This window comes from Micromonospora sp. NPDC051006 (assembly GCF_044456245.1).
Classification (GTDB): Bacteria; Actinomycetota; Actinomycetes; order Mycobacteriales; family Micromonosporaceae; genus Micromonospora.
The window spans coordinates 30,152-57,038 of sequence record NZ_JBITFP010000026.1; the positions used below are offsets into that span (position 1 = coordinate 30,152).

General features: G+C 72.7%; 27 protein-coding genes and 1 riboswitch. Of the genes, 15 read left to right on the plus strand and 12 right to left on the minus strand.

Translation table 11 applies throughout. From position 1 onward, the window contains the following. Positions 1-129: 129 nt before the first annotated feature. Positions 130-714 (minus strand): ECF transporter S component, encoded by a 585-nt coding sequence (locus ACIBBA_RS28620; RefSeq protein WP_396701248.1) that lies wholly within the window; start codon positions 712-714, stop codon positions 130-132. A gap of 75 nt (positions 715-789) precedes the next feature. Next, a riboswitch (TPP riboswitch) is annotated at positions 790-896 on the minus strand. Between the two features lie 73 nt (positions 897-969). On the opposite strand from ACIBBA_RS28620, the gene ACIBBA_RS28625 reads away from it, so the two are divergent. From ACIBBA_RS28625 to ACIBBA_RS28640, 4 genes are all read left to right on the plus strand, one after another. Further along, the gene (locus ACIBBA_RS28625; protein ID WP_396701250.1) at positions 970-1,800 is read left to right on the plus strand and encodes an alpha/beta fold hydrolase; all 831 of its coding nucleotides are present in this window, start codon (positions 970-972) and stop codon (positions 1,798-1,800) included. A gap of 34 nt (positions 1,801-1,834) precedes the next feature. Then, on the plus strand, positions 1,835-2,584 hold the full coding sequence (locus ACIBBA_RS28630; RefSeq protein WP_396701252.1) for a sugar isomerase domain-containing protein: 750 nt from the start codon (positions 1,835-1,837) through the stop codon (positions 2,582-2,584). A 211-nt stretch (positions 2,585-2,795) separates the two neighbouring features. Beyond that, positions 2,796-3,299: a DUF6328 family protein gene (locus ACIBBA_RS28635; RefSeq protein WP_396701254.1), complete on the plus strand. Its 504-nt coding sequence runs from the start codon at positions 2,796-2,798 to the stop codon at positions 3,297-3,299. Between the two features lie 115 nt (positions 3,300-3,414). Then, positions 3,415-5,427: an acyl-CoA dehydrogenase family protein gene (locus tag ACIBBA_RS28640; RefSeq protein ID WP_396701256.1), complete on the plus strand. Its 2,013-nt coding sequence runs from the start codon at positions 3,415-3,417 to the stop codon at positions 5,425-5,427. Between the two features lie 56 nt (positions 5,428-5,483). On the opposite strand, the gene ACIBBA_RS28645 is transcribed toward ACIBBA_RS28640, so the two are convergent. The 8 genes from ACIBBA_RS28645 to ACIBBA_RS28680 form a co-directional block, all read right to left on the minus strand. Further along, on the minus strand, positions 5,484-5,651 hold the full coding sequence (locus ACIBBA_RS28645; protein ID WP_350874028.1) for a hypothetical protein: 168 nt from the start codon (positions 5,649-5,651) through the stop codon (positions 5,484-5,486). A gap of 9 nt (positions 5,652-5,660) precedes the next feature. Beyond that, a complete protein-coding gene (locus ACIBBA_RS28650) occupies positions 5,661-6,266 on the minus strand; it encodes a hypothetical protein (RefSeq protein WP_357049373.1) in 606 nt (201 codons plus the stop codon). Between the two features lie 76 nt (positions 6,267-6,342). Then, a complete protein-coding gene (locus ACIBBA_RS28655; protein ID WP_357049376.1) occupies positions 6,343-6,741 on the minus strand; it encodes a Fur family transcriptional regulator in 399 nt (132 codons plus the stop codon). A 28-nt stretch (positions 6,742-6,769) separates the two neighbouring features. After that, positions 6,770-7,069 carry an ArsR/SmtB family transcription factor gene (locus ACIBBA_RS28660; protein ID WP_396701259.1) on the minus strand — a complete coding sequence of 100 codons (300 nt, stop codon included), beginning with the start codon at positions 7,067-7,069 and terminating at the stop codon, positions 6,770-6,772. A gap of 43 nt (positions 7,070-7,112) precedes the next feature. After that, complete coding sequence (locus ACIBBA_RS28665) at positions 7,113-7,979, minus strand: metal ABC transporter permease (protein WP_396701261.1); 867 nt, start codon at positions 7,977-7,979, stop codon at positions 7,113-7,115. Positions 7,980-7,982: 3 nt separating this feature from the next. Further along, a complete protein-coding gene (locus ACIBBA_RS28670; RefSeq protein WP_396701263.1) occupies positions 7,983-8,744 on the minus strand; it encodes a metal ABC transporter ATP-binding protein in 762 nt (253 codons plus the stop codon). Next, positions 8,741-9,709: a metal ABC transporter substrate-binding protein gene (locus ACIBBA_RS28675; protein ID WP_396701265.1), complete on the minus strand. Its 969-nt coding sequence runs from the start codon at positions 9,707-9,709 to the stop codon at positions 8,741-8,743. Before ACIBBA_RS28675 ends, ACIBBA_RS28670 begins: the two co-directional genes overlap by 4 nt. A 54-nt stretch (positions 9,710-9,763) precedes the next feature. Then, positions 9,764-10,021: a DUF6703 family protein gene (locus ACIBBA_RS28680; RefSeq protein ID WP_396701267.1), complete on the minus strand. Its 258-nt coding sequence runs from the start codon at positions 10,019-10,021 to the stop codon at positions 9,764-9,766. 27 nt (positions 10,022-10,048) lie between these two features. Between ACIBBA_RS28680 and ACIBBA_RS28685 the strand changes: the two genes are divergently transcribed. The 7 genes from ACIBBA_RS28685 to dusB all read left to right on the plus strand — a co-directional run bounded on the left by ACIBBA_RS28685 (position 10,049) and on the right by dusB (position 16,654). Then, a complete protein-coding gene (locus ACIBBA_RS28685) occupies positions 10,049-10,390 on the plus strand; it encodes an antibiotic biosynthesis monooxygenase family protein (RefSeq protein ID WP_396701269.1) in 342 nt (113 codons plus the stop codon). A gap of 24 nt (positions 10,391-10,414) precedes the next feature. After that, positions 10,415-10,984, plus strand: coding sequence for a hypothetical protein (locus ACIBBA_RS28690; RefSeq protein ID WP_350874037.1), 570 nt, complete (start codon positions 10,415-10,417; stop codon positions 10,982-10,984). Positions 10,985-11,098: 114 nt separating this feature from the next. Further along, the gene (locus tag ACIBBA_RS28695; RefSeq protein WP_350874038.1) at positions 11,099-12,478 is read left to right on the plus strand and encodes a glycine--tRNA ligase; all 1,380 of its coding nucleotides are present in this window, start codon (positions 11,099-11,101) and stop codon (positions 12,476-12,478) included. Between the two features lie 189 nt (positions 12,479-12,667). Next, positions 12,668-13,510, plus strand: coding sequence for a hypothetical protein (locus ACIBBA_RS28700; RefSeq protein ID WP_396701272.1), 843 nt, complete (start codon positions 12,668-12,670; stop codon positions 13,508-13,510). A gap of 80 nt (positions 13,511-13,590) precedes the next feature. Beyond that, positions 13,591-14,532, plus strand: a complete 942-nt coding sequence (locus ACIBBA_RS28705) for a hypothetical protein (RefSeq protein WP_396701274.1) — start codon at positions 13,591-13,593, stop codon at positions 14,530-14,532. Next, positions 14,525-15,358: a hypothetical protein gene (locus tag ACIBBA_RS28710; RefSeq protein ID WP_396701276.1), complete on the plus strand. Its 834-nt coding sequence runs from the start codon at positions 14,525-14,527 to the stop codon at positions 15,356-15,358. The genes ACIBBA_RS28705 and ACIBBA_RS28710 overlap by 8 nt, the downstream gene beginning before the upstream one ends. Positions 15,359-15,481: 123 nt before the next feature. Then, positions 15,482-16,654, plus strand: a complete 1,173-nt coding sequence (gene dusB, locus ACIBBA_RS28715) for a tRNA dihydrouridine synthase DusB (RefSeq protein ID WP_357049407.1) — start codon at positions 15,482-15,484, stop codon at positions 16,652-16,654. Between the two features lie 108 nt (positions 16,655-16,762). Here the strand turns inward: dusB and ACIBBA_RS28720 are convergent, their stop codons facing one another. Next, complete coding sequence (locus ACIBBA_RS28720; RefSeq protein WP_396701278.1) at positions 16,763-17,422, minus strand: C39 family peptidase; 660 nt, start codon at positions 17,420-17,422, stop codon at positions 16,763-16,765. A 638-nt stretch (positions 17,423-18,060) separates the two neighbouring features. Beyond that, complete coding sequence (locus ACIBBA_RS28725; protein WP_396701280.1) at positions 18,061-19,830, minus strand: beta-N-acetylhexosaminidase; 1,770 nt, start codon at positions 19,828-19,830, stop codon at positions 18,061-18,063. A 312-nt stretch (positions 19,831-20,142) separates the two neighbouring features. Here ACIBBA_RS28725 and ppdK point away from each other — a divergent pair, with 312 nt between their 5' ends. The 4 genes from ppdK to ACIBBA_RS28745 all read left to right on the plus strand — a co-directional run bounded on the left by ppdK (position 20,143) and on the right by ACIBBA_RS28745 (position 25,583). Then, positions 20,143-22,878: a pyruvate, phosphate dikinase gene (gene ppdK / locus ACIBBA_RS28730; RefSeq protein WP_396701282.1), complete on the plus strand. Its 2,736-nt coding sequence runs from the start codon at positions 20,143-20,145 to the stop codon at positions 22,876-22,878. Between the two features lie 215 nt (positions 22,879-23,093). After that, a complete protein-coding gene (locus tag ACIBBA_RS28735) occupies positions 23,094-23,444 on the plus strand; it encodes a VOC family protein (protein WP_350874045.1) in 351 nt (116 codons plus the stop codon). 12 nt (positions 23,445-23,456) lie between these two features. Continuing rightward, positions 23,457-24,737, plus strand: coding sequence for a deoxyguanosinetriphosphate triphosphohydrolase (locus ACIBBA_RS28740; RefSeq protein ID WP_396701285.1), 1,281 nt, complete (start codon positions 23,457-23,459; stop codon positions 24,735-24,737). A 15-nt stretch (positions 24,738-24,752) separates the two neighbouring features. Continuing rightward, positions 24,753-25,583, plus strand: coding sequence for a siderophore-interacting protein (locus tag ACIBBA_RS28745; RefSeq protein WP_396701287.1), 831 nt, complete (start codon positions 24,753-24,755; stop codon positions 25,581-25,583). A 42-nt stretch (positions 25,584-25,625) separates the two neighbouring features. Here ACIBBA_RS28745 and ACIBBA_RS28750 read toward each other — a convergent pair whose 3' ends face one another. Beyond that, positions 25,626-26,834, minus strand: a complete 1,209-nt coding sequence (locus ACIBBA_RS28750; protein WP_396701289.1) for a low temperature requirement protein A — start codon at positions 26,832-26,834, stop codon at positions 25,626-25,628. Positions 26,835-26,887 lie beyond the last annotated feature (53 nt).

Here is a 26,887-nt window from a genome sequence, read left to right on the forward strand (position 1 = left end):
GCTACCGGCCCCGTCGTGTTGATCAAGAGGTTTGCGTCAGAAATCGGGACGCCGTTGACGCAAACCTCTTGATCAACGGGTCCGGGGGGAGGGGTGGGGGTGGGGGAGGGGGGAGGAGGTGGGTGGGGGTTAGATGGCGGGGCGTTCGCGGGCGGCGGGGAAGCGATCGAGGACGCCGGTGTTGGCCAGGGCCCGGGTGAGGGCGAGGCTGCCGACCCCGGCGATCACCAGCGAGCTGGCAGCCGTGATCAGGATGTACGGGAGTCGGAAGCTGACCCACGAGGTCTCCGGGTACCAGACGAAGACGTCGTAGATGGCCGCCGCGAGACCGGCCAGCGTGGCGGCCAGCAGCGCGATGGGCGCCTTGAAGTTGCGGTAGCCGAAGGCCGCGAACGCCAGCTCCGCGGCGGCCGCCTCCAGCGGGCCCTGGATGACCAGCGTCCAGCCCCAGCTGCTGCCCAGCGCCACCGAGACCAGCGCGGCGACCGTGAGCGTGAAGAAGGCGGCACCGGGCTTCCGGATGATCAGCCCGCCCAGGACGGCGGGAACCAGCCAGACGCCGTAGAGGACCGCCCGGCCGGGCAGCGGAATGGCGTCGGCGGGACCGTTCCAGAGCAGGCCCCAGGCCCAGAAGATGATGCCGAAGGCGACGGCGATCACCGAGGCCACGACGATGTCGACGGTCCGCCAACGGTTCGTGTCGGGTGGTGTCATGCGAGTGCTCCCAGTTCTGTGGAGGAACCAGGAGAAGACGCACGCCGACGTCCGGTGGAACCGGACGGCGGCGCGGCTGGAGGTCGACCGAACTCCCTGCGCTGGCATTACCCAGATCAGGTTCGAGGGTCTGCGGGCGTGTGCCCGCACTCTCAGCGCTGTGCGCTCCCCTGTCGGATGTGAAGTTGTTCCACAGACGCTAGCACCGCGACCGGGGGCCGGGCGACGCCGGCCGGCCTGGGTAGGCTGCTGATCATGCGGATCGACGCCCGAGGATTCACGTTCGACGTCCGCGCCGGTGGACCAAAGGAGGGCCCGCCCGTCCTGCTGCTGCACGGTTTCCCGCAGCACGGCGGGGAGTTCGACGACCTGACGCCGGCCCTGCACGCCGCCGGCCTGCGCACGTACGCGCCGGACCAGCGCGGCTACTCGCCCGGCGCCCGCCCGGAGGCCGTCGAGGCGTACCGGTTGGCGGAACTGGTCGCCGACGTGGTGGCGCTGCTCGACGCGCTGGGCGTCGAGGCGGCGCACCTGGTGGGGCACGACTGGGGCGCCGTCGTCGCCTGGGCCGTGGCCGCCGCCCACCCCGGCCGGATCCGTACCCTCACCGCCGTCTCGGTGCCGCACCCCGCCGCGATGGCGTACGCGCTGTCGCACGACGCGCATCAGAAGGTCCGCTCGTCGTACATGGTGCTGTTCCGGCAGCCCGGCAAGGCGGAGAAGGTGCTGCTCGGGTTGCGGGCGGCGGCGCTGCGTCGGATGCTCGCCGGGGTCGGCGACGAGGAGCGGGTGGCGGCGTACGCGGAGCCGATGCGTGCGCCGGGCGCGCTGACCGGGGCGTTGAACTGGTACCGGGCGATGTCCCGGGGTGACCTGGCCGCGGTCGGGCCGGTGACCGTGCCGACCACGTTCGTCTGGAGCGACCGGGACATCGCCATCGGCCGGACCGCCGCCGAGGCGTGCGCGGAGCACGTGTCCGGTGACTACCGCTTCGTCGAGCTGCCCGGCGTGACCCACTGGATTCCGGACGAGGCGCCGGCGGCGCTGGCCGAGGCGATCGTCGCCCGGGTGCGGGGCGTGGCCTGAGCCGCGTCCGGCGGTCGTGAGGAATGGAGGAGACATGACGTTGAGCGCCGACGCCTACCTGGCGGTGGTGACCGAGACGATGAACCAGGTCGCCGCGGGCCAGCGGGAGGCGGTGGGCCGGGCGGCGGACCTGCTCGCCGACGCGGTACGCGCCGACGGGGTGGTGCACGCCTTCGGCACCGGGCACTCCGAGGCGCTCTCGATGGAGATCGCCGGCCGGGCCGGCGGGCTGGTGCCGACCAACAAGATCGCGCTGCGGGATCTGGTGCTGCACGGCGGCGCGCCGGCCGATCTGCTCGGGCCGACCCTGGAGCGGGATCCGTCGGTCGCGCACCGCCTCTACGAGCTGGCGCCGGTGCGCCCGGCGGACGTCTTCGTGGTGGCCTCGAACTCGGGCGTGAACGGTGCGATCGTCGAGTTCGCCAGCCTGGTCAAGGAGCGCGGCCACGGGTTGGTGGCGATCACCTCGGCGCAGCACTCGGCGCGGATGACCTCCCGGCACCCGTCCGGGCGGAAGCTCGCCGACCTCGCCGACGTGGTGCTCGACAACGGCGCCCCGTACGGCGACGCGACGTTGCCGCTGCCGGGCGGCGGCGCGGTCGGCGCGGTCTCCTCCATCACCGCGGCGCTGCTCGCGCAGCAGATCACGGTCGAGGTGGTGGCCCGACTGCTCGCCGCGGGGGAGCGGCCCCCGGTCTACCTCTCCGCCAACATCGCCGGCGGTGACGAGCACAACCACGCGCTGGAGGCCCGCTACGCCGGCCGGATCCGCCGCGGCTCCTGACCGCTGCCGGCGGGCGTCTCGCGCGCTCCTGATCCGCCGCCGGCGGGGGCCTCGGGCGCGCCTGATCCGCCACCAGCGGGCGCATCGCGGCGCGGGCGGTGTCCTTTGACGGGGTCGATCATGAGCTGGTTTCGCGGATTGCGCGATCGGGCATTGGCGTTGCTGCCGGCGGCGGGCCCCGCCGGCAGTAGCGTCTGACCGGAGGTAGCGCGTGTCGAAGGAAACCGAGAAGCAGCGTTGGCAGCGCAACTTCGCCGACCTGCTCCAGGAGCTCCGGGTCGCACAGACCGGGGTGCAGATCCTCTTCGCGTTCCTGCTGACCCTGCCGTTCAGCAACGGCTTCACCAGGACGACCGAGTTCCAGCGGGACGTCTACGTGGTCTCGCTGCTGGCCGCGGCGGCCGCCACCGCGTTGATCATCTCGCCGGTGGCGTTCCACCGGGCGCTGTTCCGCCAGGGGCGCAAGCCGGAGCTGGTCCGCTTCGCCCACCGGATGGCCACCGGCGGGCTCGCCTTCATGCTGATCGCCATGGTCAGCGCGGTGCTGCTGATCACCGACTTCGTGCTGGACCGTCCGATCGCGTTCGTGCTCAGCGCGGTGACCGGGGTCTGGTTCCTCGTCTTCTGGGTGCTGCTGCCGTTCGTCCGTCGCAACTGGGGTGACGACGACATCGACGACGATGACGACGATCCGCACACGCTCACCGGCGACTGACCAGCGATCGCCGAATCTCGATCTTCACAGACCGCTACCCCTGGGTAACACCCGGGGGTAGCGTGGCATTTGTCGAGCACGTTGACGCGCCGGACCGAGGTTCGAGGGGGCAGCCGTGACCACGACGCAGAACAGCCGACCCGTGCCGGACGAGCCCGGCGCCGTCCCGGAGCGGCCCGACACCAGCGGCGGCGTCGCCGCCGCGTTGCCGGTAGAGGCGGGGCAGGTCTCCGAGAAGGAGGCACGCCAGGTCGCCGAGGCGGCCCGGCAGTCCACCTGGGACCGCCCCAGCTTCGGCAAGGAGCTCTTCCTCGGCCGGTTCCGGCTCGACCTGATCGATCCCTGGCCCCGCTCCGACCCGGCGGACGACGCCCGGGCCGAGGAGTTCCTCGACCAGCTCCGGGCGTTCCTCGTGACCGAGGTGGACGGCGCCGCGATCGAGCGGGACGCCCACATCCCCGACGAGGTTTTCCAAGGGCTGGCCCGGCTCGGCGCGTTCGGCATGAAGATCGACCGCTCGTACGGCGGGCTCGGGCTGAGCAACCTGCAGTACTGCCGGGCGTTGATGCTGGCCGGCTCGATCAGCCCGGCCATCGGCGCGCTGCTCTCGGCGCACCAGTCCATCGGCGTGCCGCAGCCGCTCAAGATGTTCGGCACCGCCGAGCAGAAGCAGCTCTTCCTGCCCCGGCTGGCCGCCGGCGAGGTCTCCGCCTTCCTGCTCACCGAGCCGGACGTCGGCTCCGATCCGGCCCGACTGGCCACCACGGCCGAACCGACCGAGGACGGCACCGGCTACCGGCTCAACGGGGTCAAGCTCTGGGCCACCAACGGCACGGTGGCCACCCTGCTGGTGGTGATGGCCCGGGTGCCGGCCGGCGAGGGCCGTCGCGGCGGGATCACCGCGTTCGTCGTGGAGGGCGACGCCGAGGGCATCACCGTGGAGCGGCGCAACGCCTTCGTCGGCCTGCGCGGTCTGGAGAACAGCCTCACCCGGTTCCACGACGTCCTCGTCCCGAAGGAGAACGTCATCGGCGGCGAGGGCAAGGGGCTGAAGATCGCCCTGACCACGCTGAACACCGGCCGGCTGTCGCTGCCGGCGATGTGCGTCGGCGCCGGCAAGTGGGCGTTGAACGTGGCCCGGGAGTGGTCCGCCGACCGGGTGCAGTGGGGCCGGGCGGTCGGCGAGCACGAGGCGGTCGCCCAGAAGCTCGCCTTCATGGCCGCGACGACGTACGGCATGGAGACCATGCTGGATCTCTGCTGCCTGCTCGCCGACGACGACCGCAACGACATCCGGATCGAGGCCGCGCTGGTCAAGCTCTACGCCAGCGAGATGGCCTGGCGGATCGCCGACGACCTGATCCAGATCCGTGGCGGTCGTGGCTACGAGACGGCGGATTCGCTGGCGGCCCGGGGCGAGCGGCCGGCCGCCGTCGAGCAGCTGCTGCGCGACCTGCGGATCAACCGGATCTTCGAGGGCTCCACCGAGATCATGCATCTGCTGATCGCCCGGGAGGCGGTCGACGCGCACCTGTCGGTCGCCGGCGACATCATCGACCCGGACGCCGGCCTCGGCCGCAAGGCGAAGGCGGGCGCCCGGGCCGGCGCCTTCTACGCCAGGTGGCTGCCCACACTCGCCGTCGGTCGTGGCCAGCGGCCCACGGCGTACGCCGAGTTCGGGCCGCTCGCCGGCCACCTGCGGCAGGTGGAGCGCGCCTCGCGCAAGCTGGCCCGGTCGACCTTCTACGCGATGTCCCGGTGGCAGGGAAAGATGGAGCGCAAGCAGGCGTTCCTGGGCCGGGTGGTGGACATCGGCGCGGAGCTGTTCGCGATGTCCGCCGTGTGCGTGCGGGCGCACGCCGAGCGGGACGTCCGGCCGGAGAACCTCGAGCTGGCCGACCTGTTCTGCCGGCAGGCCCGGGTCCGGGTCGACGCGCTCTTCACCGCGCTCTGGGAGAACACCGACTCGGTGGACGTGGCGGCCGCCAAGCGCATCCTCGCCGGCCGGTACGCGACCCTGGAGGAGGGTGTGGTCACTCCGCCGACCGACGCACCCTGGGTGGCCCCGTGGTCGCCCGGCCCGTCCACCGCGACCGACGTCCGCCGCCGGATCCCGCCGCCGCAGTGACCGCCCGGCGGTCGGCGGCGGTGGCCGTCGGTCGCCGGGACCTGGCGGGCGTCAGCTCAGCGGGCGATCGCCCAGGCCAGGATCGCGGCCAGGATCACGCCGTTGAGCGCGGCGAGACCCAGGTACGCCCCCGGCGGGATCTTCCGCCCCTTGCGGACGAAGTTGACCAGTACGCCGGCATAGCCGAGCAGCAGGACGGCGATCACGACCAGGAAGTAGAACACCTGAAGACCTTAGCGGCCGTCCCTGAGACCCAGTTGGCGCAGCTCCAGTGCGGCGAGCGCGTCGACGGTGTCGTCGTCGCCGCGGCGCCACGCCTCGGCGACGTCAGGCCCGATCCGGGTCAGCCGACCCAGCGGCTGGGTGGCCAGTGCGCGCAGGGCGAGCAGGTCCCGGCCGGCCGGCGCGGCCGCCAGCTTCGCGGCCGACCCGGCGCGGCGCATCCAGCGCAGCCGCAGCGGGAGCCAGCCGAAGAGCACCAGGCCGAGCGGGAAGATCAGCACGGCGACGGCGAGCGCCAGGGCCAGCTGGTCGACCAGCTGTTGCTGGTCCCGGCCGGCCTCGGCGAGCGACCGGGCGGCGTCGGCCGCCCGCTCGAAGGGCGCGGTCAGCTCGTCACCCACCAACGGCACCCGGCCGACCTTGCCGCCGGCGTCGGCCAGGTTGTCGGCGAGCCCGCCGCCGGCCCCCTCCAGCTTCTGGCCGGGGACGGCGAGCTTCTGGACCAGGTCATGCAGCCACAGTGCGCCGCGGATCGCCCCGTACACCCAGGCGACGACGAGCAGGTCGGTGAGGAGCTGACGGGCGGCGGTCGGGAAACGATCGGCGTAGATCTTCACGCCGGACAGCGTGCCACGAACGGCCGTTCCCGGCATCCGCCGCCGGCCGGGTCGACGCGGCCGGCGGGCCGCGGCGTCAGTGGGCGCAGGCCGGGCAGGTGCCGAAGATCTCCAGGGTGTGGCTGACGTCGGCGTAGCCGTGCTGCGCGGCCACCCGCTCCGCCCAGCTCTCCACCGTCGGCCCGGCCACCTCCACGGTCCGGCCGCAGGCCCGGCAGACCAGGTGGTGGTGGTGCCCCTCGCTGCACCGGCGATAGAGGTGCTCACCGCCGGGCGGGCGCATCACGTCGATCTCGCCGGCGTCGGCGAGCCCCTGCAGCGTCCGGTAGACCGTGGTCAGGCCGACCCGCTCGCCACGGGCCCGGAGCATCGCGTGCAGCTCCTGCGCGCTGTGGAACCCCTCCACCTCGACGAGCAGCGCGCTGACCGCGCTGCGCTGGCGCGTGTTGCGGACGGCGGTTGCGTTCTCGCTCACGGGGCACCCCCTTCGACCGGTCGCTGTTTCATGATCCCTCGCCGGCGTGACTCACCGCATCCGCGACGATGTGCGCGACGTGCTCGTCGACCAGGGTGTAGGCGATCTCCCGTCCCCGGCGGGCGCCGCGGACCACACCGGCGCCGCGCAGCACCCGTAGGTGTTGGGAGACCAGCGGCTGGGCCGCGCCGAGCTTCTCCACCAGCTCGTGCACGCACCGTTCCCCGTTGGCGAGTTCGCTGACGATGGCCAGCCGGATCGGGGCCGACAAGGCACGTAGCAACTCGCCGGCACCCTCGAAGCCGTCATAGCCGGATCCGCCGCTCACCCTGTAACGGTAACCAATACCGCTGGCATCGCGGCGACCAGCATCAGCGGAGCACGACCTCGTGCGGCTCAGGCGCCGGCACGGCCGCCGGTGACGTGCGGCGGCGCAGCACCCGCCACGCCCCGGCGGCCAGCGCGACCACCAGGAACGAGGCGATCGCCATCAGCACCACCGAGGCGCCGGGGGCGGTGTCGGCGTTGGCCGCGACCCAGACGCCCGAGCCGGCGGCGAAGAGCCCGAGCGCCATCGCCGCCGTCATGGTGCTGCGGAAGCCCCGGGTGACCTGCTGCGCGGTGGCCACCGGGACCACCATCAGCGCGCTGATCAGCAGTACACCGACCGCCCGCATGGCGATGGTCACGGTGACCGCCGTGGCGACCGCGATCAGCATGTTCAGCGTCCGCACCGGCAGGCCGGAGACCCGGGCGTACTCCTCGTCGTGGCTGACCGCGAAGAGCGCCGGGCGCAGCGCGATCATGGTCACCAGGATCGCCGCGCCGAGCACCGCGATCGTGGTCAGATCGGCCGGCGAGATGGTGGTGAGCGACCCGAAGAGGTACGCGTTGAGGTTGCTGCTGGTGCTGTCGGAGAGCCCGACCAGCATCACGCCGCCGGCGATGCCGCCGTAGAAGAGCAACGCCAGGGCCAGGTCGCCGGAGGTCCGCCCGCGAGAGCGGACCAGCTCGATGCCGATCGCGCCGAGGGTGGCCACGATCACCGCGACGAGCACCGGAGAGCGGTTCAGCAGCAGCCCGGCGCCGACGCCGGTCAGCGCCACGTGCCCTACCCCGTCGCCGATCAGCGCCAGCCGGCGCTGCACCAGGTAGATGCCGAGCGCCGGGGCGGCCAAACCGATGATCAGCGCACCGATCAGGGCGCGCTGCATGTACGGGTACTGGAAGAGTTCCATGGGTCAGATGCTCCAGAGCCGGGCGGGCTCGTCGGGACAGTGCGGGTGCACGTGGTCGTGGTCGGGCTCGGCGTGGTGGCCGGCGGGCTCCGGCACCGAGCCGTCGTGGCAGATGCCGCCCTCGTGAACGACGATCGCTCGGCTGATCACCGGCCGCAGCGGCCCCAGCTCGTGCGCCACCAGCAGCACCGTGCCGCCGTCGGCGACGAACTCGCGCAGCGCCCCGGCGAACGCCTCCTGGCTGGCCGCGTCCACCCCGGCGGTCGGCTCGTCGAGCACCAGCAGCTCGGGTCGGCCGGCCAGCGCCCGGGCGATCAGTGTGCGCTGCTGCTGCCCGCCGGAAAGGGTCGCGACGGGGTCGCCGGCCCGGTCGGCGAGCCCGACCGCGCGCAGCGCCAGGTCGACCGCCGCCCGGTCGGCGGCGCCGGGTGGGCGGAAAAACCCGCGTCGGGCGAGTCGGCCGGAGGCCACCACCTCCCGGACGGTGGCCGGTACGCCGCCACCGGCGCCGAGGCGCTGCGGGACGTACCCGACCCGCTCCCACTGCCGGAACCGGCGCAGCGGGCGGTCGAAGAGCGTGACGGACCCGCCGGTCAGCGGCACCAGGCCGAGTACGGCCCGGACCAGGGTGGACTTGCCCGAGCCGTTGGCGCCGAGGACGGCGACGACCTCGCCGGCGGTCACCCGCAGCGAGACGTCGCGGAGCACGGGGCGGCCGTCATAGCCGACCGCCCCGTGCTCGACGGTGATCACCGGTGGGTTCACGAGCAGCCCAGTGCCGTTCGCAGCGTCTGGAGGTTGGTACGCATGACCGAAAGGTAGTCCGAGCCGCTGCCGTCGGCGAGCCCTTCGATCGGGTCCAGCACCGCGGTCTGGGCGCCGACCTGGCCGGCGATGGTCTCGGCCACCTTCGGGCTGACCAGCGTCTCGAAGAAGATCGTGGTGGCCTTGTGCTCCCGGGCCTCCTCGATCACCTCGGCGAGCCGCTGCGGGGAGGGCTCGACGTCCGGGCTGAGCCCGGTGATGCCGACCTGCTCGAGCCGGTAGCGCTCGGCGAGGTAGCCGAACGCGGTGTGGCTGGTCACGATCTCCCGCCGCTGGCAGGTGGTCAGCCCGGTGGCGTACTCGCCGTCCAGCTTCTCCAGGTCGGCGTGGAGCGCCCGGGCACGGCTGGTGAAGTCGGCGGCCCGGTCCGGGTCGACCTTGCCCAGCCGCTCGGCGAGCTGGTCCGCCACGGTGGCGAGCCGGGTCGGGTCGAGCCAGAGGTGCGGGTCCTTGCCGCCGCTCTCCTCCTCGTGGCCCGGCTCCTCCGTCGCCCCGGCCCCCTCGCCCTCGTGCTCGTGGGCGCCGGCGGTGGCGTCCCGCAGCGGCTGGACCGTGGCCACGTCGAAGGCGCGGTCGGTCGCGTTCTGCTCGATCGCCTCGTCCACCGCCGGCTGGAAGCCCTTCAGGTAAACGATCAGCTCGGCCTCGCTGACCTCGCCGACCTGGCTGGGGTTGAGCTCCAGGTCGTGCGGCTCGGCGCCCGGCTTGACCAGGTTGGTGACCCGGACCGCGTCCCCGCCGATCCGCTCGGCGATGAACTGGAGGGGGTAGAAGGCGGCCACCACGTCGACCCGCTGCGGGTCGGCGCCGGCCGGGCCGTCCGTGGAGCAGGCGGCGGCTCCGCCCAGGGTGAGCAGGGCGGTGGTGGCGGCGGCCAGGACGCGCGAAGCGGTGCGGTTGTTCATGTCGCCAACTGTCCGTCGTAACGACAATGATTGTCAAAAACGCATGATTGCATGTCAGAGCAGCTTCGCCAGGGCCGCCGTCACCAGCAGGGTCAGCATCAGCAGCCGGACCACCCGGGTCTGCGGCGCCTGCACCGACCAGGTGGTAGACAGCAGCGCGACCAGGGCCGCGGCCAGCGCCAGCAGCAGCACCGCGCCGACCGGGCCGGGGGCGAAGAGGGCCACCAGCACCAGCAGGAGGGTGACCAGGAACACCGACGTCGGGTTCGCCCGGGCCAACCGGGCCAGCAGGAGGCTCTGCGTACGCTGCATCCCACAGACTCTACGAGGAGGAACCCGGTGCTGGTGACCAACCGGTTCGTGGTCGAGGTCGATGTCGCGGACGACTTCACCGAGCGGGCGCACGCCGCCCTCACCGCGCTGGCCGACCGCCCCGGATACCTGCGCGGCCAGCTGGTCCGGGCGTTGGACGACCCCCGGCACTGGTGCCTGGTCACCGAGTGGGAGTCGGTCGGGGCCTACCGTCGGGCGCTCGGCGGCTTCGAGGTCAAGGTGACCGCCGTCCCACTGCTCGCCGAGTCGGTCGACGAGCCGTCCGCGTACGAGGCGCTGGCCACCGCCGCCCCGGGCGGGGCGGTCGTGATCTCCGCCAGTGATCGGGCCGCTGGTCCTTACCGCTGAGCCGTCGGGCACTACCCTGCTCGTATGACCGCTCCCGGACCGGCAGCCCCACCGCCGTACCCTGCGCCGACCGGGTCGGAGGGCGGGCAGCCGCCCGCCACGCCGGACATCCCGGCGGGAGCCCCCGCCCCGCCGCCCGGCCCGGGTGTGTCGCCGCCCTTCGCCGCGCCACCCACCGAGGGGCGGCGGGCCCGGCTCTGGCTGGGTCTCGGGGTCGGCGCGCTCGCCCTGGTGCTCTGCTGCGGCGGGGGCGGGGCCGCCGTGGTCGGCCTGGCGGTCAGCGGGGTGCAGGCGGTACGCGAGCAGGGCCGGACGGTCTCCACCGACTACTACCAGGCGCTGGTCGACCGGAACTACGGCGAGGCGTACGACCAGCTCTGCGACGACGCGCAGCGGCGCGAGTCGCGGCCGGAGTTCGAGCGGCGGGTGGCCGCGGAGCCGCAGGTCGCCGGGTACCGGGTGGGCGAGGTGGACACCAACAACCTGACCGTGCCGGTGGACGTGACGCTGGAGGGCGGCCAGCACGAGCGGCAGCAGGTCATCCTCGGCCAGGACCAGCAGAACGGTGGCATGGAGGTGTGCGGGATCAACTGACCCGCCCCCGGTATTCTGCTGGGCTCGGGGCACTGCTGGTCGTACCGTTGTCCCGAACTGTTCGTTCCGTCCCCATCACGTCCCCGCCGACCGCCAGCCGGCGTAGGAGGAAACATGCCAGCCGACCGTATCGACGCCGTTGTCAGCCTCGCCAAGCGCCGAGGCTTCGTCTTCCCCTCCAGCGAGATCTACGGAGGCACCCGGTCGGCGTGGGACTACGGTCCGCTCGGCGTGGAGCTCAAGGAGAACGTCCGCCGGCAGTGGTGGAAGACCATGGTCCAACAGCGCGACGACGTCGTCGGCCTGGACTCCGCGGTGATCCTGGCCCGCAAGGTCTGGGAGGCCTCCGGCCACATCGCCGAGTTCGTCGACCCGCTGACCGAGTGCCAGTTCTGCCACAAGCGGTTCCGCGCCGACCACCTCGAGGAGGCGTACGCCGAGAAGCACGGCAAGCCGCTGACCTCGCTGTCCGAGCTGAACTGCCCGAACTGCGGCAACAAGGGCACCTTCACCGAGCCGAAGATGTTCAACGGCCTGATGAAGACCTACCTCGGCCCGGTGGAGAGCGACGAGGGGCTGCACTACCTGCGCCCGGAGACCGCCCAGGGCATCTTCGTCAACTACAAGAACGTCGAGACGGTGGCCCGCAAGAAGCCGCCGTTCGGCATCGCGCAGACCGGCAAATCGTTCCGCAACGAGATCACCCCGGGCAACTTCATCTTCCGGACCCGCGAGTTCGAGCAGATGGAGATGGAGTTCTTCGTCGAGCCGGGCTCGGACGAGCAGTGGCACGAGTACTGGCTCCAGGAGCGCTGGAACTGGTACCTCGACCTCGGCCTCTCCGCCGACAACCTGCGCCTCTTCGAGCACCCGAAGGAGAAGCTGTCGCACTACTCGAAGCGGACGGTGGACATCGAGTACCGCTTCCAGTTCGGCGGCACCGAGTTCGCCGAGCTGGAGGGCATCGCCAACCGGACCGACTTCGACCTCTCCACGCACAGCAAGCACTCCGGCGTCGACCTGTCCTACTTCGACCAGGCCAAGGGCGAGCGCTGGATGCCGTACGTCATCGAGCCGGCCGCCGGCCTGACCCGGGCGGTGCTCGCCTTCCTGCTGGAGGCGTACGACGAGGACGAGGCGCCGAACACCAAGGGCGGCGTGGACAAGCGCACCGTCATGCGCTTCGACCCGCGGCTGGCCCCGGTGAAGGTGGCGGTGCTGCCGCTGTCGCGTAACGAGGCGCTCTCGCCGAAGGCCAAGGACCTGGCGGCCACCCTGCGCAAGCGCTGGGTGGTGGAGTTCGACGACTCGCAGGCGATCGGCCGCCGCTACCGGCGACAGGACGAGATCGGCACCCCGTTCTGCGTGACCGTCGACTTCGACACCCTCGACGACAACGCGGTGACGGTGCGCAACCGCGACACCATGGCGCAGGAGCGGGTCTCCCTCGACCAGGTCGAGCGTTACCTCATCGAGCGGCTGCCCGGCTGCTGACCACCGGCTCCACCCGACGGCCCCGCCCTCCGGCGGGGCCGTCGGCTTTTCCGGCCAGGTCTCGGCTCGGATACTCGGGCGAGCCCGGCCAATCGGACCGCAGGTGGGGCGCCGTCGCCGGCCGGCTGTTGAGTCGTTCGTGATCTCGTGCGAGCATTCCCGGCGTTGAATCTCGTCACGGGGGTGTGCATGACGCGCGCGTCGCAACAGGACCACGACCACGACCCGAACCGGCGGCGCCTGCTGCGCCGCGCGGCGACGGTCGCCGCCACCACGGCCGGCGCCGGGGTCGCCGCAGCCGTCGGGATGCCCGCCGCGGCTCAGGCCGCCCCGGGCGACAACCTGGTCATGGGTACGGCGAACGACGCCGGCCCGGCGACCACCGGCCTCACCCACACCGACACTCCGCTGGTGCTGAGCAACAGCGCTGGCGCCCCGCTGCGGCTGGTGCCGGGTGAGAGTCTCTACCCGCAGGTGCTCGAGTCCGAGGTGGGCACGCTCGCCGTCGACGACATGGGCGACCTGTTCGTCCGGGCCGGCGCGGACAGCGGCGACAACGGCGTCAACGGCTGGGCCTGGACGAGCGAGTGGGCGACCACCTCGGTCGCCGTGCCGCCCACCCGGGTGCTGGACACCCGCTACACCGACCTGCGGCGCCTGATCGTCGGCGGCGCGGACAACCCCCTGGACTCCAGCGGTCGGCTCCTGCCGGGCAAGCCGATCGTGGTGAGCCTCGACTCGTACGTCCGGGACGGCTACGCGATCAAGGGCAACGTCACCGTGGTCGGGATGACCGGCGCGGGCGTGCTCACCGTCTGGGGCGCGGGCACCAAGCCGACCGCGTCGACGGTGAACTGGTCGACCGCCGGCACCATCCTCTCCAACTTCCTCTTCACCGAGCTGGGCGCGAGCGGGGTCTACCGGAGCGTCCTCACGATCCAGGCGACCTCCTCGCCGACGCACGTGATCGTCGACATGACCAGCCTGCTGGTCGGTCACCCGAGCCAGGTCCTGCTCGGCGGTGGCGCGTAGCCGCCGGGACGGCCGGCGCTCACCCGCCGCCGCCCGGCCCGCCCGCCGTAGACCGTCAACCCACCCAACGGGGGAATGAGATGAGTTCGTCCGAACCCGACCGCTCCGCGTCGCGGCGAAGCCTGCTGCGCAAGGCCGCCGTCACCGGCGGCGCCGCGGTCGCCGCCACCGCGGTGACCGCGGTCAACGCCACGCCGGCCGTCGCCGCCCCCGGTGACCCGGTGGCGCTCGGCCTGCCCAACTCCGGTGGCACCACCACCGTGACCAGCACCGCGCCGGGCGGCGCCGCCACCCTGGCGGTCAAGAACAGCACCGGTGCGACCGTGGAGCTGAAGCGCGGCACGTCCACGACGCCGACCCTGCCCGGCTCCCTCTGGTCGACCAGGAACGGCCTCGGGGTCTCCGGCGCGACCGGCTCCTCCGGCACGCTCAGCCGCTACGACGTGCTGACCACCGCCAACGCCACCATGCTGGTCCCGGTCCCGCCGACCCGGATCCTGGACACCCGCAACGCGGCCGGCCGGGCCCGACTGCTGGAGGGCGCCGGTCGGGTGGACGCCCAGGGCCGGGTCGTCGCCGACTCCTTCCTTGTGGTGCACCTGGCGGGCATCGCGGAGTACGCCGACGGCATGCTCGGCAACATCACCGTGGCCAACACCGAGAAGGGTGGCTTCGCCACCGTCTTCGGCCGGGGCGACCTGCCGAACGCCTCCACCATCAACTGGTGGAGCGCCGGGCAGCTGCTCTCCAACGGCGTGATCACCCAGCTCGGCGACTACCAGACGGCGAACGGCGACTACTACCCGGACGTCGTGGCCATCTACGTGCAGAAGAGCGCCACCGCGGTGATCCTCGACGTGACCGGTCTGCTGGTGTGGCACCCGGACTCCGCGGTGATCAACGGCACCCGGAGCACGGCCCGGATGTCCCTCGCGGCGGAGTCGGGCAGCACCGAGGTGCGGGCCCGGGAGATCAAGGCGAATGCCGAGCGGGACGGCCGGGAGGTGCGGGCCGGTGCGTGACCACGGAACCGAGGAGAGCAGCAGCATGACCGCCGAGGAGACCGCCGCGCCGACCCGGCGTCGGATCATCAAGGCCGGCGTGGTCGCCGGCGCCGGTGTGGGCGCGGCCGTGGTGGTCGCCAGCCCGGCCAGCGCCGCACCCGGCGACCCGGTGCTGATCGGGCAGACCAACGACGCCGGCGCCACCGAGACAATGCTGACCGGCGGGTCGTCGGCCAACCCGGCGCTGGCGCTGAACGCCACCGGCGGCCGGCCGCCGCTGGTGCTCGCACCGACCCCCGACGCGAGCATCCCGCAGGAGCTGCCCACCGGGTCGCTGGCGGTCACCCCCGCCGGTGACCTGGTGATCGGCGGTCGGGGCAACACCAAGGCGTACGTGAACACCTCCCGGTGGGCCAACCGGACGGTGGCCGTGGCGCCGCGGCGGATCCTGGACACCCGCTCGATCGCCAGCTACACCGGCAACGTGCTGAGTGCCACCAGCGTGGTGACGTCCGGCAAGCTCGGCGCCGGCAAGGTCATCCACCTGACGGTGAAGAACGTGCCGCCGGCGCTCGCCGAGAAGGCGACCGCGGCCTACCTGAACATCACCGTGGCGGGCACCGTCGCCGCCGGGGTGCTGACCGCGTACAGCTCGTCGATCAGCAAGCCGGTCAGCTCCTCGCTGAACTGGTGGGGGCCGAACCAGATCCTCTCCAACCTGGTCGAGGTGCAGCTCGGCAGCTACAACGGCAACGGGCTGGCCTTCGCCCTGCACGTGAGCAGCGCCACGTCGGTGATCGTGGACGTCTCCGGCCTGATCCTCTCGGCGCCGGCCACCTTCTGACCGGGCCGGCCATCTTCTGACCGGTACGCCGGTCGCCGTCACGGTGCGAGTTCGCTCACCCCGACGGCGGCGACCGGCCACCGGGCGGTGGCCCGACGCGGCCGGCGTGGGATTCTTGGGTACGTGACCAGTCCCGCCGCTCCCGCGCTCCGCCCGCTCACCCTCGGGCGGTACCAGGTGTGGCCGCCGGTGGTGCTCGCCCCGATGGCCGGCATCACCAACGTCGGCTTCCGGCAGCTCTGCCGGGAGCAGGGCGGCGGCATCTACGTCTGCGAGATGATCACCACCGTCGCGCTGGTCGAGCGGAACCCGAAGACGCTGCGGATGATCGCCTTCGGCGAGCAGGAGCAGCCGCGCAGCCTCCAGCTCTACGGCACCAACCCGGAGACCACCGCCGCCGCGGTGCGGATCGTGGTGGAGCGCAACCTCGCCGACCACATCGACCTGAACTTCGGCTGCCCGGTGCCCAAGGTGACACGCCGGGGCGGCGGCGCCGCGTTGCCGTGGCGGCGCCGGCTCTTCGCTCGACTGGTGAAGGCCGCGGTGGACGCCGCGTCGCCGGCCGGGGTGCCGGTCACGGTCAAGATGCGCAAGGGCATCGACGACGACCACCTGACGTACGTCGAGGCGGGCCTCGCCGCGCAGGACGCCGGGGTGGCCGCGGTGGCCCTGCACGGCCGGACCGCCGCCCAGCGCTACTCGGGCACCGCCGACTGGGACGCCATCGCCACCCTCAAGCAGGCGCTCGACGTGCCGGTGCTGGGCAACGGCGACATCTGGGAGGCCGACGACGCGCTGCGGATGGTCGCGCACACCGGCGTGGACGGGGTGGTGGTCGGCCGCGGCTGCCTCGGTCGGCCGTGGCTCTTCGCCGACCTGGAGGCCGCGTTCAACGGGCGCCCGGAACGCCGGCTACCCGATCTCGGCGAGGTCGCCGCGACCATGCGCCGGCACGCCGAGCTGTTGGTGGAGCAGTTCACCGTCGGGTCCCGGACGCCGGAGCGGGGCGAGCGGGACGGCTGCACCGACTTCCGTAAGCACGTGGCCTGGTATCTGAAGGGCTTCCCGGTCGGTGGCGAGCTGCGCCGGGAGCTGGCGATGATCGAGAGCCTGACCCAGCTGGACGACCTGCTCGGCAAGCTCGACCCGACCGAGCCCTTCCCGGTCGCCGCCCTGGGCCAGCCGCGTGGCCGGACCAACTCGCCCGGCAAGGTCTTCCTGCCCGAGGGTTGGCTGGCCAGCCGGGACGACGACACCGTCCCCGAGGGCGCCGAGATGGCCGACTCCGGCGGGTGACCGCCCCCGCCCGGCGGCCCGGTTCCCGGGGTCCGGGGTGACGGAGAGACGACGAAGGGCCGGCCCCCGGTGGGGGCCGGCCCTTCGGTCGGTTGTGGTTGCTCCGGCTCAGTTGGCGGAATAGCCGCGGGTGGCGATCCAGTCGGCGAGGTTGTCCACGCTCATCCGGTAGGAGGCCATGTTCGGATCGGCCGAGTCGGCGATCGTCACGACCTTGCCGCCGTCGCGGTAGCCGATGACGCTGATGTAGTGCCCGCCCTCGAAGGAGTGGGTGTTGCCATCAGTGTCGGTGGCGGTGCCGGCGATGTTGGCGACCACCGCGCGACCGTCGTCGACGGTGCGCACGACGTCAGCCCGCAGCTTGTCGGTCTGCTTGTCGTCGGCCTTCGGGGTGCTGATCTCGACGCTCCGGTAAACGTCCTTACCGGTCTCCTTGTTCAGCACCGGGGTGATGTCGTTGATGGAGTTGGTGCCGGCCTCCGTGGTGCCCATCTCCTTGGCCATGGCGTCGACGTTGATGTCCTTGCCCTGGACCGAGAGAGCGTTACGGGTGGCGGCCGGACCGCAGTAGAAGAAGTTCGGCTGCGCCTCGTAGCGCACGCCCAGCTCCCGCTCACCGTGCTTGCGGTCGCCCTGCGACGCCGAGGTGGTGGGCTTGTCGGTGCTCGGGGCGGCGAACGCGGTGGTCACCGGCCCGGCGATGGCGCCGCCGGTGAAGGCGAGCCCGGCAGCGGTCAGAGCGGTCTTGCGGATCAGATCGGTACGCATGATGTGTGCCTCTCTGTTCGGGGGTGCACGACACGCGCCAGGTCAGGGGGCACGTGCCGGTAAGCAAGGGGGTCCGTGCGGGAGGCGGCCGGGGTCGTGATCGACCTGCTCGGTGCGCGTCCCGGGATGGTGTAACCGTGCGGGCCGGCCAGCCATTCCGGCGGCGAGGGGCCCGGTGTTGCGTGGTACCGGGGAGTCAACCGAGCCGAGTGGCCGGTCATTCCCGGCGGCCGTCAGGCCTGCGGTACCGGGTGGTCAACCGACCCGAGCGGCCGGTCATTCCCCGGCGGGCCAGGGGCTTGGCCCGGAGGCCGGCGGCGAGGCCGCGCGGCACGTCATGTTCAACGACCCCGACCCGGCCATGATTCCGCCGCCGGAGTGGCCCCGACCACGGGACCCGGGATGCCAGACGCGGACACCACGCCCAGCCGGCAGCCCGCGAACCGGACACCCGGCTCAGTCGGGACAGACCCGACCACCGGGGCCGGCCGGCCGGGTTCGGGGTGATCGACTCCAAGTCGCCGAAAGTGGGGTATCCCGAGCGCAGGGACACCGCCGCGTCGGCGAGCTGGAGTCGATCAACCCGGCTCGTTCGGGGGCCGGGCGGCCGTCAGCCCGTTCACGCGGTCGGGCGGCCGTCAGAGGGGATCGGCTGCGACCCCCGAGGCGGGCTGGGTTGGATTGCGCCGATCGTCCGCCGAGGCGGGTTGGGCCGGGATGAGCGGGGTGTCCGCCGGTGCCGGCGTGACCGGTTCCGCCGGCCAGGGGACCTCGAGGGACGGGTGGAAGGTGATGCCGGCGGCGGCCCAGCGCGGGCCGTGCCCGGCCAGCCGCTCCCGGAAGCCGGCCCAGTCGTGACTGTCCCGGGATGACCAGCCCAGCTCGGCGACGGCGGGCAGCCGGGGCAGGAGCAGGAGTTCGATGTCGGCCAGCGTGGTCACCGACTCGGTCCAGAGCGGGGCCTCCACGCCCAGCACGGCCTCGGCCGGCACGCCCGTCACGTGGGTGCCCGGATCCCACTCGTACGCCCGGCGCACGTCGATCAGCCCGGCCCAGTCGTGCCCGATCGGGGTGTCCGGGGCGTACTTCATGTCCAGGTAGGCGTGGTTGCCGGGGGAGAGGATCAGCCGCGCGCCGCGGCCTACCGCCTCGACCGTGGCCGGGTCCTCGCCGTTCGTGCCCCACCACTGGAGCACCCGGCCGTCGGTGTGCTCGGCGGGCGCGATCTGGTGCCAGCCGACCACGGTCTTCCCGGTGTCAGCCACGATGCGCTGCACCCGCTCGACGAAGCCGGTGTAGGCCGCCCCCTTCACCTTGAAGGCCTCGTCGCCGCCGATGTGCAGCAACTGGCCGGGGGTGAGCGCGGCCAGTTCGCCGAGCACGTCGGCGACGAAGTCGTACGTCCGCTCGTTGGCCGGGTCGACGTAGCTGAAGCCGACCTCGGTGCCGGTGTACGGCGGGGGCGCGATCCCGTCCGGCGCCAGCTCGGGATAGGCGACCAGCGCCGCGTTGGTGTGCCCGGGCAGGTCGATCTCCGGCACCACCGTGACGTGCCGCTCGGCGGCGTACGCGACGATCCGCCGGTAGTCGGCCCGGCTGTAGTGCCCGCCCGGGCTGTCGCCGACCGCGCCGACCCCGCCGACGGTGGCGAGCCGGGGCCAGGAGTCGACGGCGATCCGCCAACCCTGGTCGTCGGTGAGGTGCAGGTGCAGGTGGTTGAGCTTGTACCGGGCCAGGTGGTCGATCACCCGGAGCACGTCGGGGACGGCGAAGAAGTGCCGGGCCACGTCGAGCATCGCGCCCCGGTAGGCGAACCGGGGCCGGTCGACGATCGACCCGCCGGGCAGCGCCCAGCGCTCGACCGCCGGGGTGCGGCTCTCGATCGCCGGTGGCAGCAGCTGGCGCAGGGTCTGCACGCCGTGGAAGAGCCCGGCCGGGGTGCCCGCGGCGATCCGTACCCCGTCGCGGGTCACGTCGAGCCGGTAGCCCTCGGCGCCGAGCGCCTCGTCGCCGGTCAGCACCAGCGCGATCCCGCCGGTCGACTCGGGCCGGGCCGTGTCGGTGACCGGCAGCGGATAGCCGGTGGCCGGCCGGAGCAGCTCGGCGAGCTGCTCGGCGACGGCGAGCGCGGCCGGGTCGGCGCTGACCCGGATCACCGCGTCGGCGGTGAGCGCGAAGTCGGCGGCGGGGTCCGGCCTGACCTGCTGCGGGGCGGGCACCACGTCGCCCAGCCCGATCGGGGCGGGCGGGGCCAGCAGCTCCGCCGCGGACCGGCTCGCCTGCCGGGCCAGTTCGGCGGCTGCCGCACCGGTCGCCGTCCTGGGCAGCGGTACGGGGGAGCCGGCCGGCCCGGCGGCGCGGTCGGTCGGCGGGTCGAGCGGCTCCGGGGCGGTGCTGGGCAGGGACACGGCGGCGACTCCGGGGTGTATTCGCGGCTGTTATGGCAAAGGTGAGGTTCACCGAAACGCGTGCCGTCAAGGGTACGGCGGACGGCCGGACTGCGTGATCCTGCGCGTGGAAGCGTTCCCAAAAACCGGTACGAACACGGATAGTCGTGATAGCTGTGCCTATTGTCACCGAACGGTCCCAGGTCACCCGATGTTCGCTTAACCTTCGCCCACCGATCGGCGTCGACCACCGGATTACCGGTGGTGCGGCTCGGGGTATGAGAGCAACTGAACCTTCGTTAAGTGTCGGACCGGCGCGCGTGGGAGGCTCTGGTGGCAGCGCAAGAGATGGCGGAGCACAAGTACGTCTACGACTTCACCGAGGGCAACAAGGACCTCAAGGACCTGCTCGGCGGCAAGGGGGCCAACCTGGCCGAGATGACCAATCTCGGCCTGCCCGTCCCACCCGGCTTCACCATCACCACCGAGGCGTGCAAGGCGTACCTCGCCACCGGCGCGGAGCCGGACGGGCTGGCCGGCCAGATCGAGGCGCACCTCGAGTCGCTGGAGCGCGGGATGGGCAAGCGCCTCGGCGACCCGGATGATCCACTGCTGGTCTCCGTCCGCTCCGGCGCGAAGTTCTCCATGCCCGGGATGATGGAGACCGTCCTCAACGTCGGCCTCAACGACCGCAGTGTGCGAGGACTCGCCCGGCAGGCCGGGGGCTCGGCCGACCGGGCCGGCTCCGACGGCGCGGACCGGTTCGCCTGGGACTCCTACCGACGGCTGATCCAGATGTTCGGCAAGACCGTCTGTGACGTGCCGGGCGACGAGTTCGAGCACGCGCTCGACGACGCCAAGCGCGCCAAGGGCACGTCGAACGACCTGGACCTCGACGCCGACGACCTGCACGGGTTGGTCGACGCGTACAAGAAGATCTTCCTCAAGCACACCGGGCGGGACTTCCCGCAGGACCCGCGCGAGCAGCTCGACCTGGCGATCCGGGCGGTCTTCGACTCGTGGAACGCCGAGCGGGCGGTGGTCTACCGCCGCCAGGAGCGGATCCCGGCCGACCTCGGCACCGCGGTCAACGTGGTGGCGATGGTCTTCGGCAACCTCGGCCCGGACTCCGGCACCGGGGTCGCCTTCACCCGCGACCCGGCCAGCGGCGCGCAGGGCATCTACGGCGACTACCTGGCCAACGCCCAGGGCGAGGACGTGGTCGCCGGCATCCGCAACACCGTGCCGTTGCAGGAGCTGGAGCGGATCGACAAGACCTCCTACGACGAGCTGCTGAGCTACATGGCCCGGCTGGAGGAGCACTACAAGGACCTCTGCGACATCGAGTTCACCATCGAGCGCGGCAAGCTCTGGATGTTGCAGACCCGGGTCGGCAAGCGCACCGCGGCGGCGGCCTTCGTCATCGCCGGGCAGCTCGTCGACGAGGGCCTGATCGACCTCGACGAGGCGCTGCACCGGGTCAACGGCGCGCAGCTCGCCCAGCTGATGTTCCCGCGGTTCCGGCTCGACCACGAGTTCGAGCCGGTCGCCAAGGGCATCGGCGCCTCGCCGGGCGCCGCGTCCGGCAAGGTGGTCTTCAGCTCCGCCCGGGCGGTCGAGCTGGCCGGCACGGGGGAGTCGGTGATCCTGGTCCGCCGGGAGACCAACCCCGACGACCTCAACGGCATGATCGCCGCCCAGGGCATCCTCACCTCCCGGGGCGGCAAGACCAGCCACGCCGCCGTGGTGGCGCGGGGGATGGGCAAGACCTGCGTCTCCGGCGCGGACGAGCTGGACGTGAACGTCCCGCAGCGCAGGTTCACCGTCGCCGGGCAGACCGTCAACGAGGGCGACGTGATCTCCATCGACGGCACCACCGGCAAGGTCTACCTCGGCGAGGTGCCGGTGATGCCGTCGGAGGTGGTGCAGTACTTCGAGGGCAGCCTCGATGCCGAACACGTCGACAACCCGCTGGTCCGGGCCGTACACCGGATCATGACGCACGCCGACCAGCGCCGGCGGCTGGCGGTCCGGACGAACGCCGACACCGGCGCGGACGCGGCCCGCGCCCGGCGGTTCGGCGCCGAGGGCATCGGGCTGTGCCGCACCGAGCACATGTTCCTCGGCGACCGGCGTGAGCTGGTGGAGCGGCTGATCCTGGCCCGCAGCGACGACGAGCGGGACGCGGCGCTGGCCGCGCTGCTGCCGTTGCAGCGGGCCGACTTCGAAGAGATCTTCCGGGAGATGGACGGCCTGCCGGTCACCGTCCGGCTGATCGACCCGCCGCTGCACGAGTTCCTGCCCCCGCTGGAGCAGCTCGCGGTCAACGTCGCGGTCGCCCAGGAGCGCGGCGAGGACGTGGCCAAGGAGGAGGCGCTGCTCGCCGCCGTGCGGCGGATGCACGAGGAGAACCCGATGCTCGGGCTGCGCGGCGTCCGGCTGGGTCTGGTCATCCCCGGCCTCTTCGCGATGCAGGTCCGGGCGATCGCCGAGGCCGCCGTCACGGTCGCCCGCAGCGGCGCGGTGGCCAAGCCGGAGATCATGGTTCCGCTGGTCGGCGCGGTGCAGGAGCTGGAGACGGTACGTGCCGAGGCCGAGAAGATCATCGCCGAGGTGGTCGGGGACAGCGGCGTCGAGGTGCTGATCGGCACGATGATCGAGGTGCCCCGGGCGGCGCTGACCGCCGGGCAGATCGCCGAGGCGGCCGAGTTCTTCTCCTTCGGCACCAACGACCTGACCCAGATGGCGTGGGGCTTCTCCCGCGACGACGTGGAGGGCGCCTTCTTCTGGCGCTACCTGGAGCTGGGCATCTTCGGCATCTCGCCGTTCGAGTCGATCGACCGCGACGGCGTCGGCCGGCTCGTCCGGATCGCCGCCGAGGAGGGTCGGGCGGCCCGGCCGGGGCTGAAGCTCGGCGTCTGCGGCGAGCACGGCGGCGACCCCGACTCGGTGCACTTCTTCCACTCCGTCGGGCTGGACTACGTCTCCTGCTCGCCGTTCCGGGTGCCGGTGGCCCGACTGGAGGCCGGTCGGGCGGTCGTCGAGACGGACGGCTCGGACAGTCGCTGACCGGGGGCGGCGGGCCGGGGACACGGTCCGCCGCCCACCTCGGCGCGCATCCGCCTGATCGATCCCGGTCACCGGTGCTCACCACGATCGACGGCCGGTCGCGGGGCGTCACTGCCGCGCCGCGCCGTGTACCGGGGCCGTCGCCGGCGCGCCGGGACGGCCGTCCGGGCGTAATCTTGGCTCGCTCGTACCCGTCGATGCGGAAGGGTGACTGCATGTCCAGCGTCTGGGAGAACCTGACCGTCGACGCCCGCGACCCGGCCCGGCTGGCCCGCTGGTGGGCCGAGGCCCTCGGCTACCAGGTCGTCAACGAGAGGCCGGACGAGGTGGAAATCCGCCAGTCGGCCCAGCGGCTGCCCGGCATCGTCTTCGTGCCGGCGACCGGCGGCAAGGAGACCAAGAACCGACTGCACATCGACCTGCGCCCGAGCGACCAGGAGGCCGAGGTCGAGCGGCTGGTCGACATGGGCGCCCGGCACGTCGACATCGGCCAGGGTGACGCCGGGTGGACGGTGCTCGCCGATCCGGAGGGCAACGAGTTCTGCGTGCTGTCGCAGCGTGCCTAGGCGGGTGACCGGGTGACCGGTCAGTCGCCCGGCGGCGCCGCGCCGGACGCCGAACGACGGGTCGCCGAACCGCCGAAGGACAGCGGGTACGGCCGTTCGCCGTACGAGCGGGATCGGGCGCGGGTGCTGCACTCGGCGGCGTTCCGCCGGCTCGCCGCGAAGACTCAGGTGCACACCGCGGGCACCGACGACTTCCTGCGTACCCGGCTCACCCACTCGCTGGAGGTCGCCCAGATCGCCCGGGAGATGGGCGCCCGGCTGGGCTGCGACCCGGACGTGGTGGACGTCGCCGGGCTGGCCCACGACCTCGGCCACCCGCCGTTCGGGCACAACGGCGAGGCCGCGCTGGACCTGCTGGCCAGCCCGTGCGGCGGCTTCGAGGGCAATGCCCAGACGCTGCGGGTGCTGACCCGGCTGGAGGCCAAGGTGGTCGCCCCGGACGGCTCGTCCGCCGGGTTGAACCTCACCCGCGCCTCGCTCGACGCGATCGGCAAGTACCCCTGGCCGCGCCGCCGCGGCGAGCGCAAGTTCGGGGTGTACGCCGACGACGGCGCGGTGTTCGGCTGGATCCGGGCCGGTGCGCCACCCGGCGACCGGCGATGCCTGGAAGCGCAGGTGATGGACTGGGCCGACGACGTGGCGTATTCGGTGCACGACGTCGAGGACGGCATCCACGGCGGGTACGTCGCGCTGCGTCCGCTGCTCGACGACGCCGACGAGCGGGCCGCGCTCTGCGCCGACGTGGCGGCCACCTATTCGGGCGAGTCCCCGGCCGACCTCGGCGAGGTGCTGGTCGACCTGCTCGCCGACCCGGTGCTCACCCCGCTCGCCGGATACGACGGCAGCCACCGGGCCCAGGCCGCGCTCAAGGCCACCACCAGCGTGCTGACCGGCCGCTTCGTCTCCGCCGCGGTGGCCGCCACCCAGCAGCGGTTCGGCCCCGGCCCGCACCGCCGCTACGCCGCCGACCTGGTGGTGCCCCGACCGGTCCGGGCGCGGTGCGCGCTGCTCAAGGGCATCGCGCTGCGTTACGTGATGCGCCGACCGGGGTCGCGCGGGCGTTACGAGCGGCAGCGGCAGATCCTCGCCGAACTGGTCGCCACCCTGGTCGAGCGGGCGCCGGACGGGCTGGACCTGGTCTTCGCCCCGCTGTGGGCGGCGGCCCCGGACGAGCCCGCCCGGTTGCGGGTGGTGATCGACCAGATCGCCTCGCTGACCGATCCGGCCGCGGTGGCCTGGCACACCCGCCTGGTCCGCCGGGGCGTACCGCCGGTCGGTGACCCAGCTAGTTAGGCTAACCTAACCAGCATGACGGAGCGCCGTACGAAGGTCACGTCCGCCCGGGTCCTGCGCACCGGGCGGCCCACCCCGCACCTGATCCGGCTGGTCCTCGGTGGCGAGCAGCTCGCCGGGCTGCCGGTGGGCCAGTTCACCGACCACTACATCAAGGTGGTGTTCCCGGCGCACGGCATGACCCTGCCGACCCCGCTCGACCTGGAGGCGATCCGCCGCGAGCGACCCCGCGAGCAGTGGCCCCGGTTGCGCACGTACACCGTTCGGGCGTGGGATCCGATCGCCGGGGAGCTCACCGTCGACGTGGTCCACCACGGCGACGAGGGGCTGGCCGGCCCGTGGGCGGCGGCGCTGCGCCCGGGCGACCCGGTGCACTTCGTCGGGCCGGGCGGCGGGTACGCCCCGAGCCCGGAGGCCGACTGGCACCTGCTGGTCGGCGACGAGAGCGCGTTGCCGGCGATCGCCGCGGCCCTGGAGCGGCTCCCGCTCGGCGCTCCGGCCCGGGTGCTGGTCGAGATCAGCGGCCCGGAGGAGGAGCAGCCGCTGCCCAGCCCGGGCGCCGTGGAGCTGACCTGGCTGCACCGGGGCGACCGGCCGGTCGGCGCGGCGCTGGTCGCCGCGGTGCGGGCGCTGGACTTCCCGGCCGGCTCTGTGCACGCGTTCGTGCACGGCGAGGCGACCTTCGTCAAGGAGCTGCGCCGGCTGCTCCGGATCGAGCGGGGAGTGGCCCGGGAGTTGCTCTCCATCTCCGGTTACTGGCGACGGGGCATGGACGACGAGGGCTGGCGAGCCAGCAAGCCCGAGTGGAACCGGCAGGCCGAGGCCGAGGAGACCGTCGCCGCCTGACCGCGGGTCCGAGCCGCCGGGCGGCGACGATCGCGATGCCGGTCAGTCGGCAGCGGTGAGCGCCACCCCCTGCTCCGGCCGTTCCCCGCCCAGCAGGGCGGTGAACAGCACCGCGTACCCGGCGATCGCCGCGCTGAGCAACGCCAGCATCAGAAACGGCGAGGAGACGGTCAGGGCGATCGCCCAGATCGAGGCGACGCCGGCCCCGGCGATGAGCGTGGCGCGGCGCGAGACCCGGATCGACAGCCAGTACAGGCCGAGCCCGCAGACGAGCCAGAGGGAGGCCGAGCCGGCGAGCAGCAACCGAAGCTCATCGGTCAGGAGCGTCTCGGCGTGGACCGCCCGGACCACCTGCCCGAGCGCCCACCCGAGCAGCAGCAGGCCGCCGCCGAGCAGGTAGTGCAGGTAGGTGTAGGGCTGACCACCGCGCAGCCGGTGGATCGGAATGCCGCTGGTGACGAAGGTGGCGTAGATCCACCAGATCGCCGCCGGCACGATGAGGGCCAGCGCCGCGGTGAGGGCCATCTTCTGGTCCGGGTGGTCCGGCACGGTGGCGAGCAGGTTCGCCACCGTGCTGCCGAGCACGATGATGATGAACTGGCCGACCCGCTCCGGCAGGTGCCGGACGTCCACCGGCCACCGGCTCAGCCAGCGGTAGCCGACCCAGGGCGTGGCGAGCTCGACCGTCGTTCCGACGATCCAGAACACCGGCCGCAGATGGCCGGGCACGGCCAGCGAGGCCAGCCAGATCAGCCAGCCGATCCCGAAGCCGATCAGGTAGACGAGGGTGCCCGCCCGAGCCGCCTGGGTGGTGGGGCGGGCCCGCAGGTAGAGCAGGAGCAGCACGCCCCGGACGATCAGGTAGCCGACCGGCAGCATCTCGCCGGTGGGCACCTCGTCCACGCCGAGGGTGATCGCCCCGGCGCCGAGCAGCGCGAGCAGCAGCAACAACCGGTGCGACAGATCATCGGATTCGTACCGGGTGGCGTAGTAGGCGTGCCCCACCCAGGCCCACTGCACCACCAGGAAGAGCCCGAACACGGTGATCACGCTCCGCGCGTGGGGGGTCGTGTCCTCGCCGAGCCGGTCCACCACGGCTGCCAGCGCGAAGACGAAGATCACGTCGAAGAAGAGTTCGAACCAGGTGGCGTGCCGGTGGCCGGCCTCGTCGACGGTGGCTGTCGGTCGACGTGCGACCACCCGGCCGGCCAGTCGGCCCCACCGTGCCGCACCGCCCTGTTGCGCCCCCATCTGCCTATGCTCGCCGCAGCGAGTCGGTGGTCGGGACGGAAACGGGCAAGCCG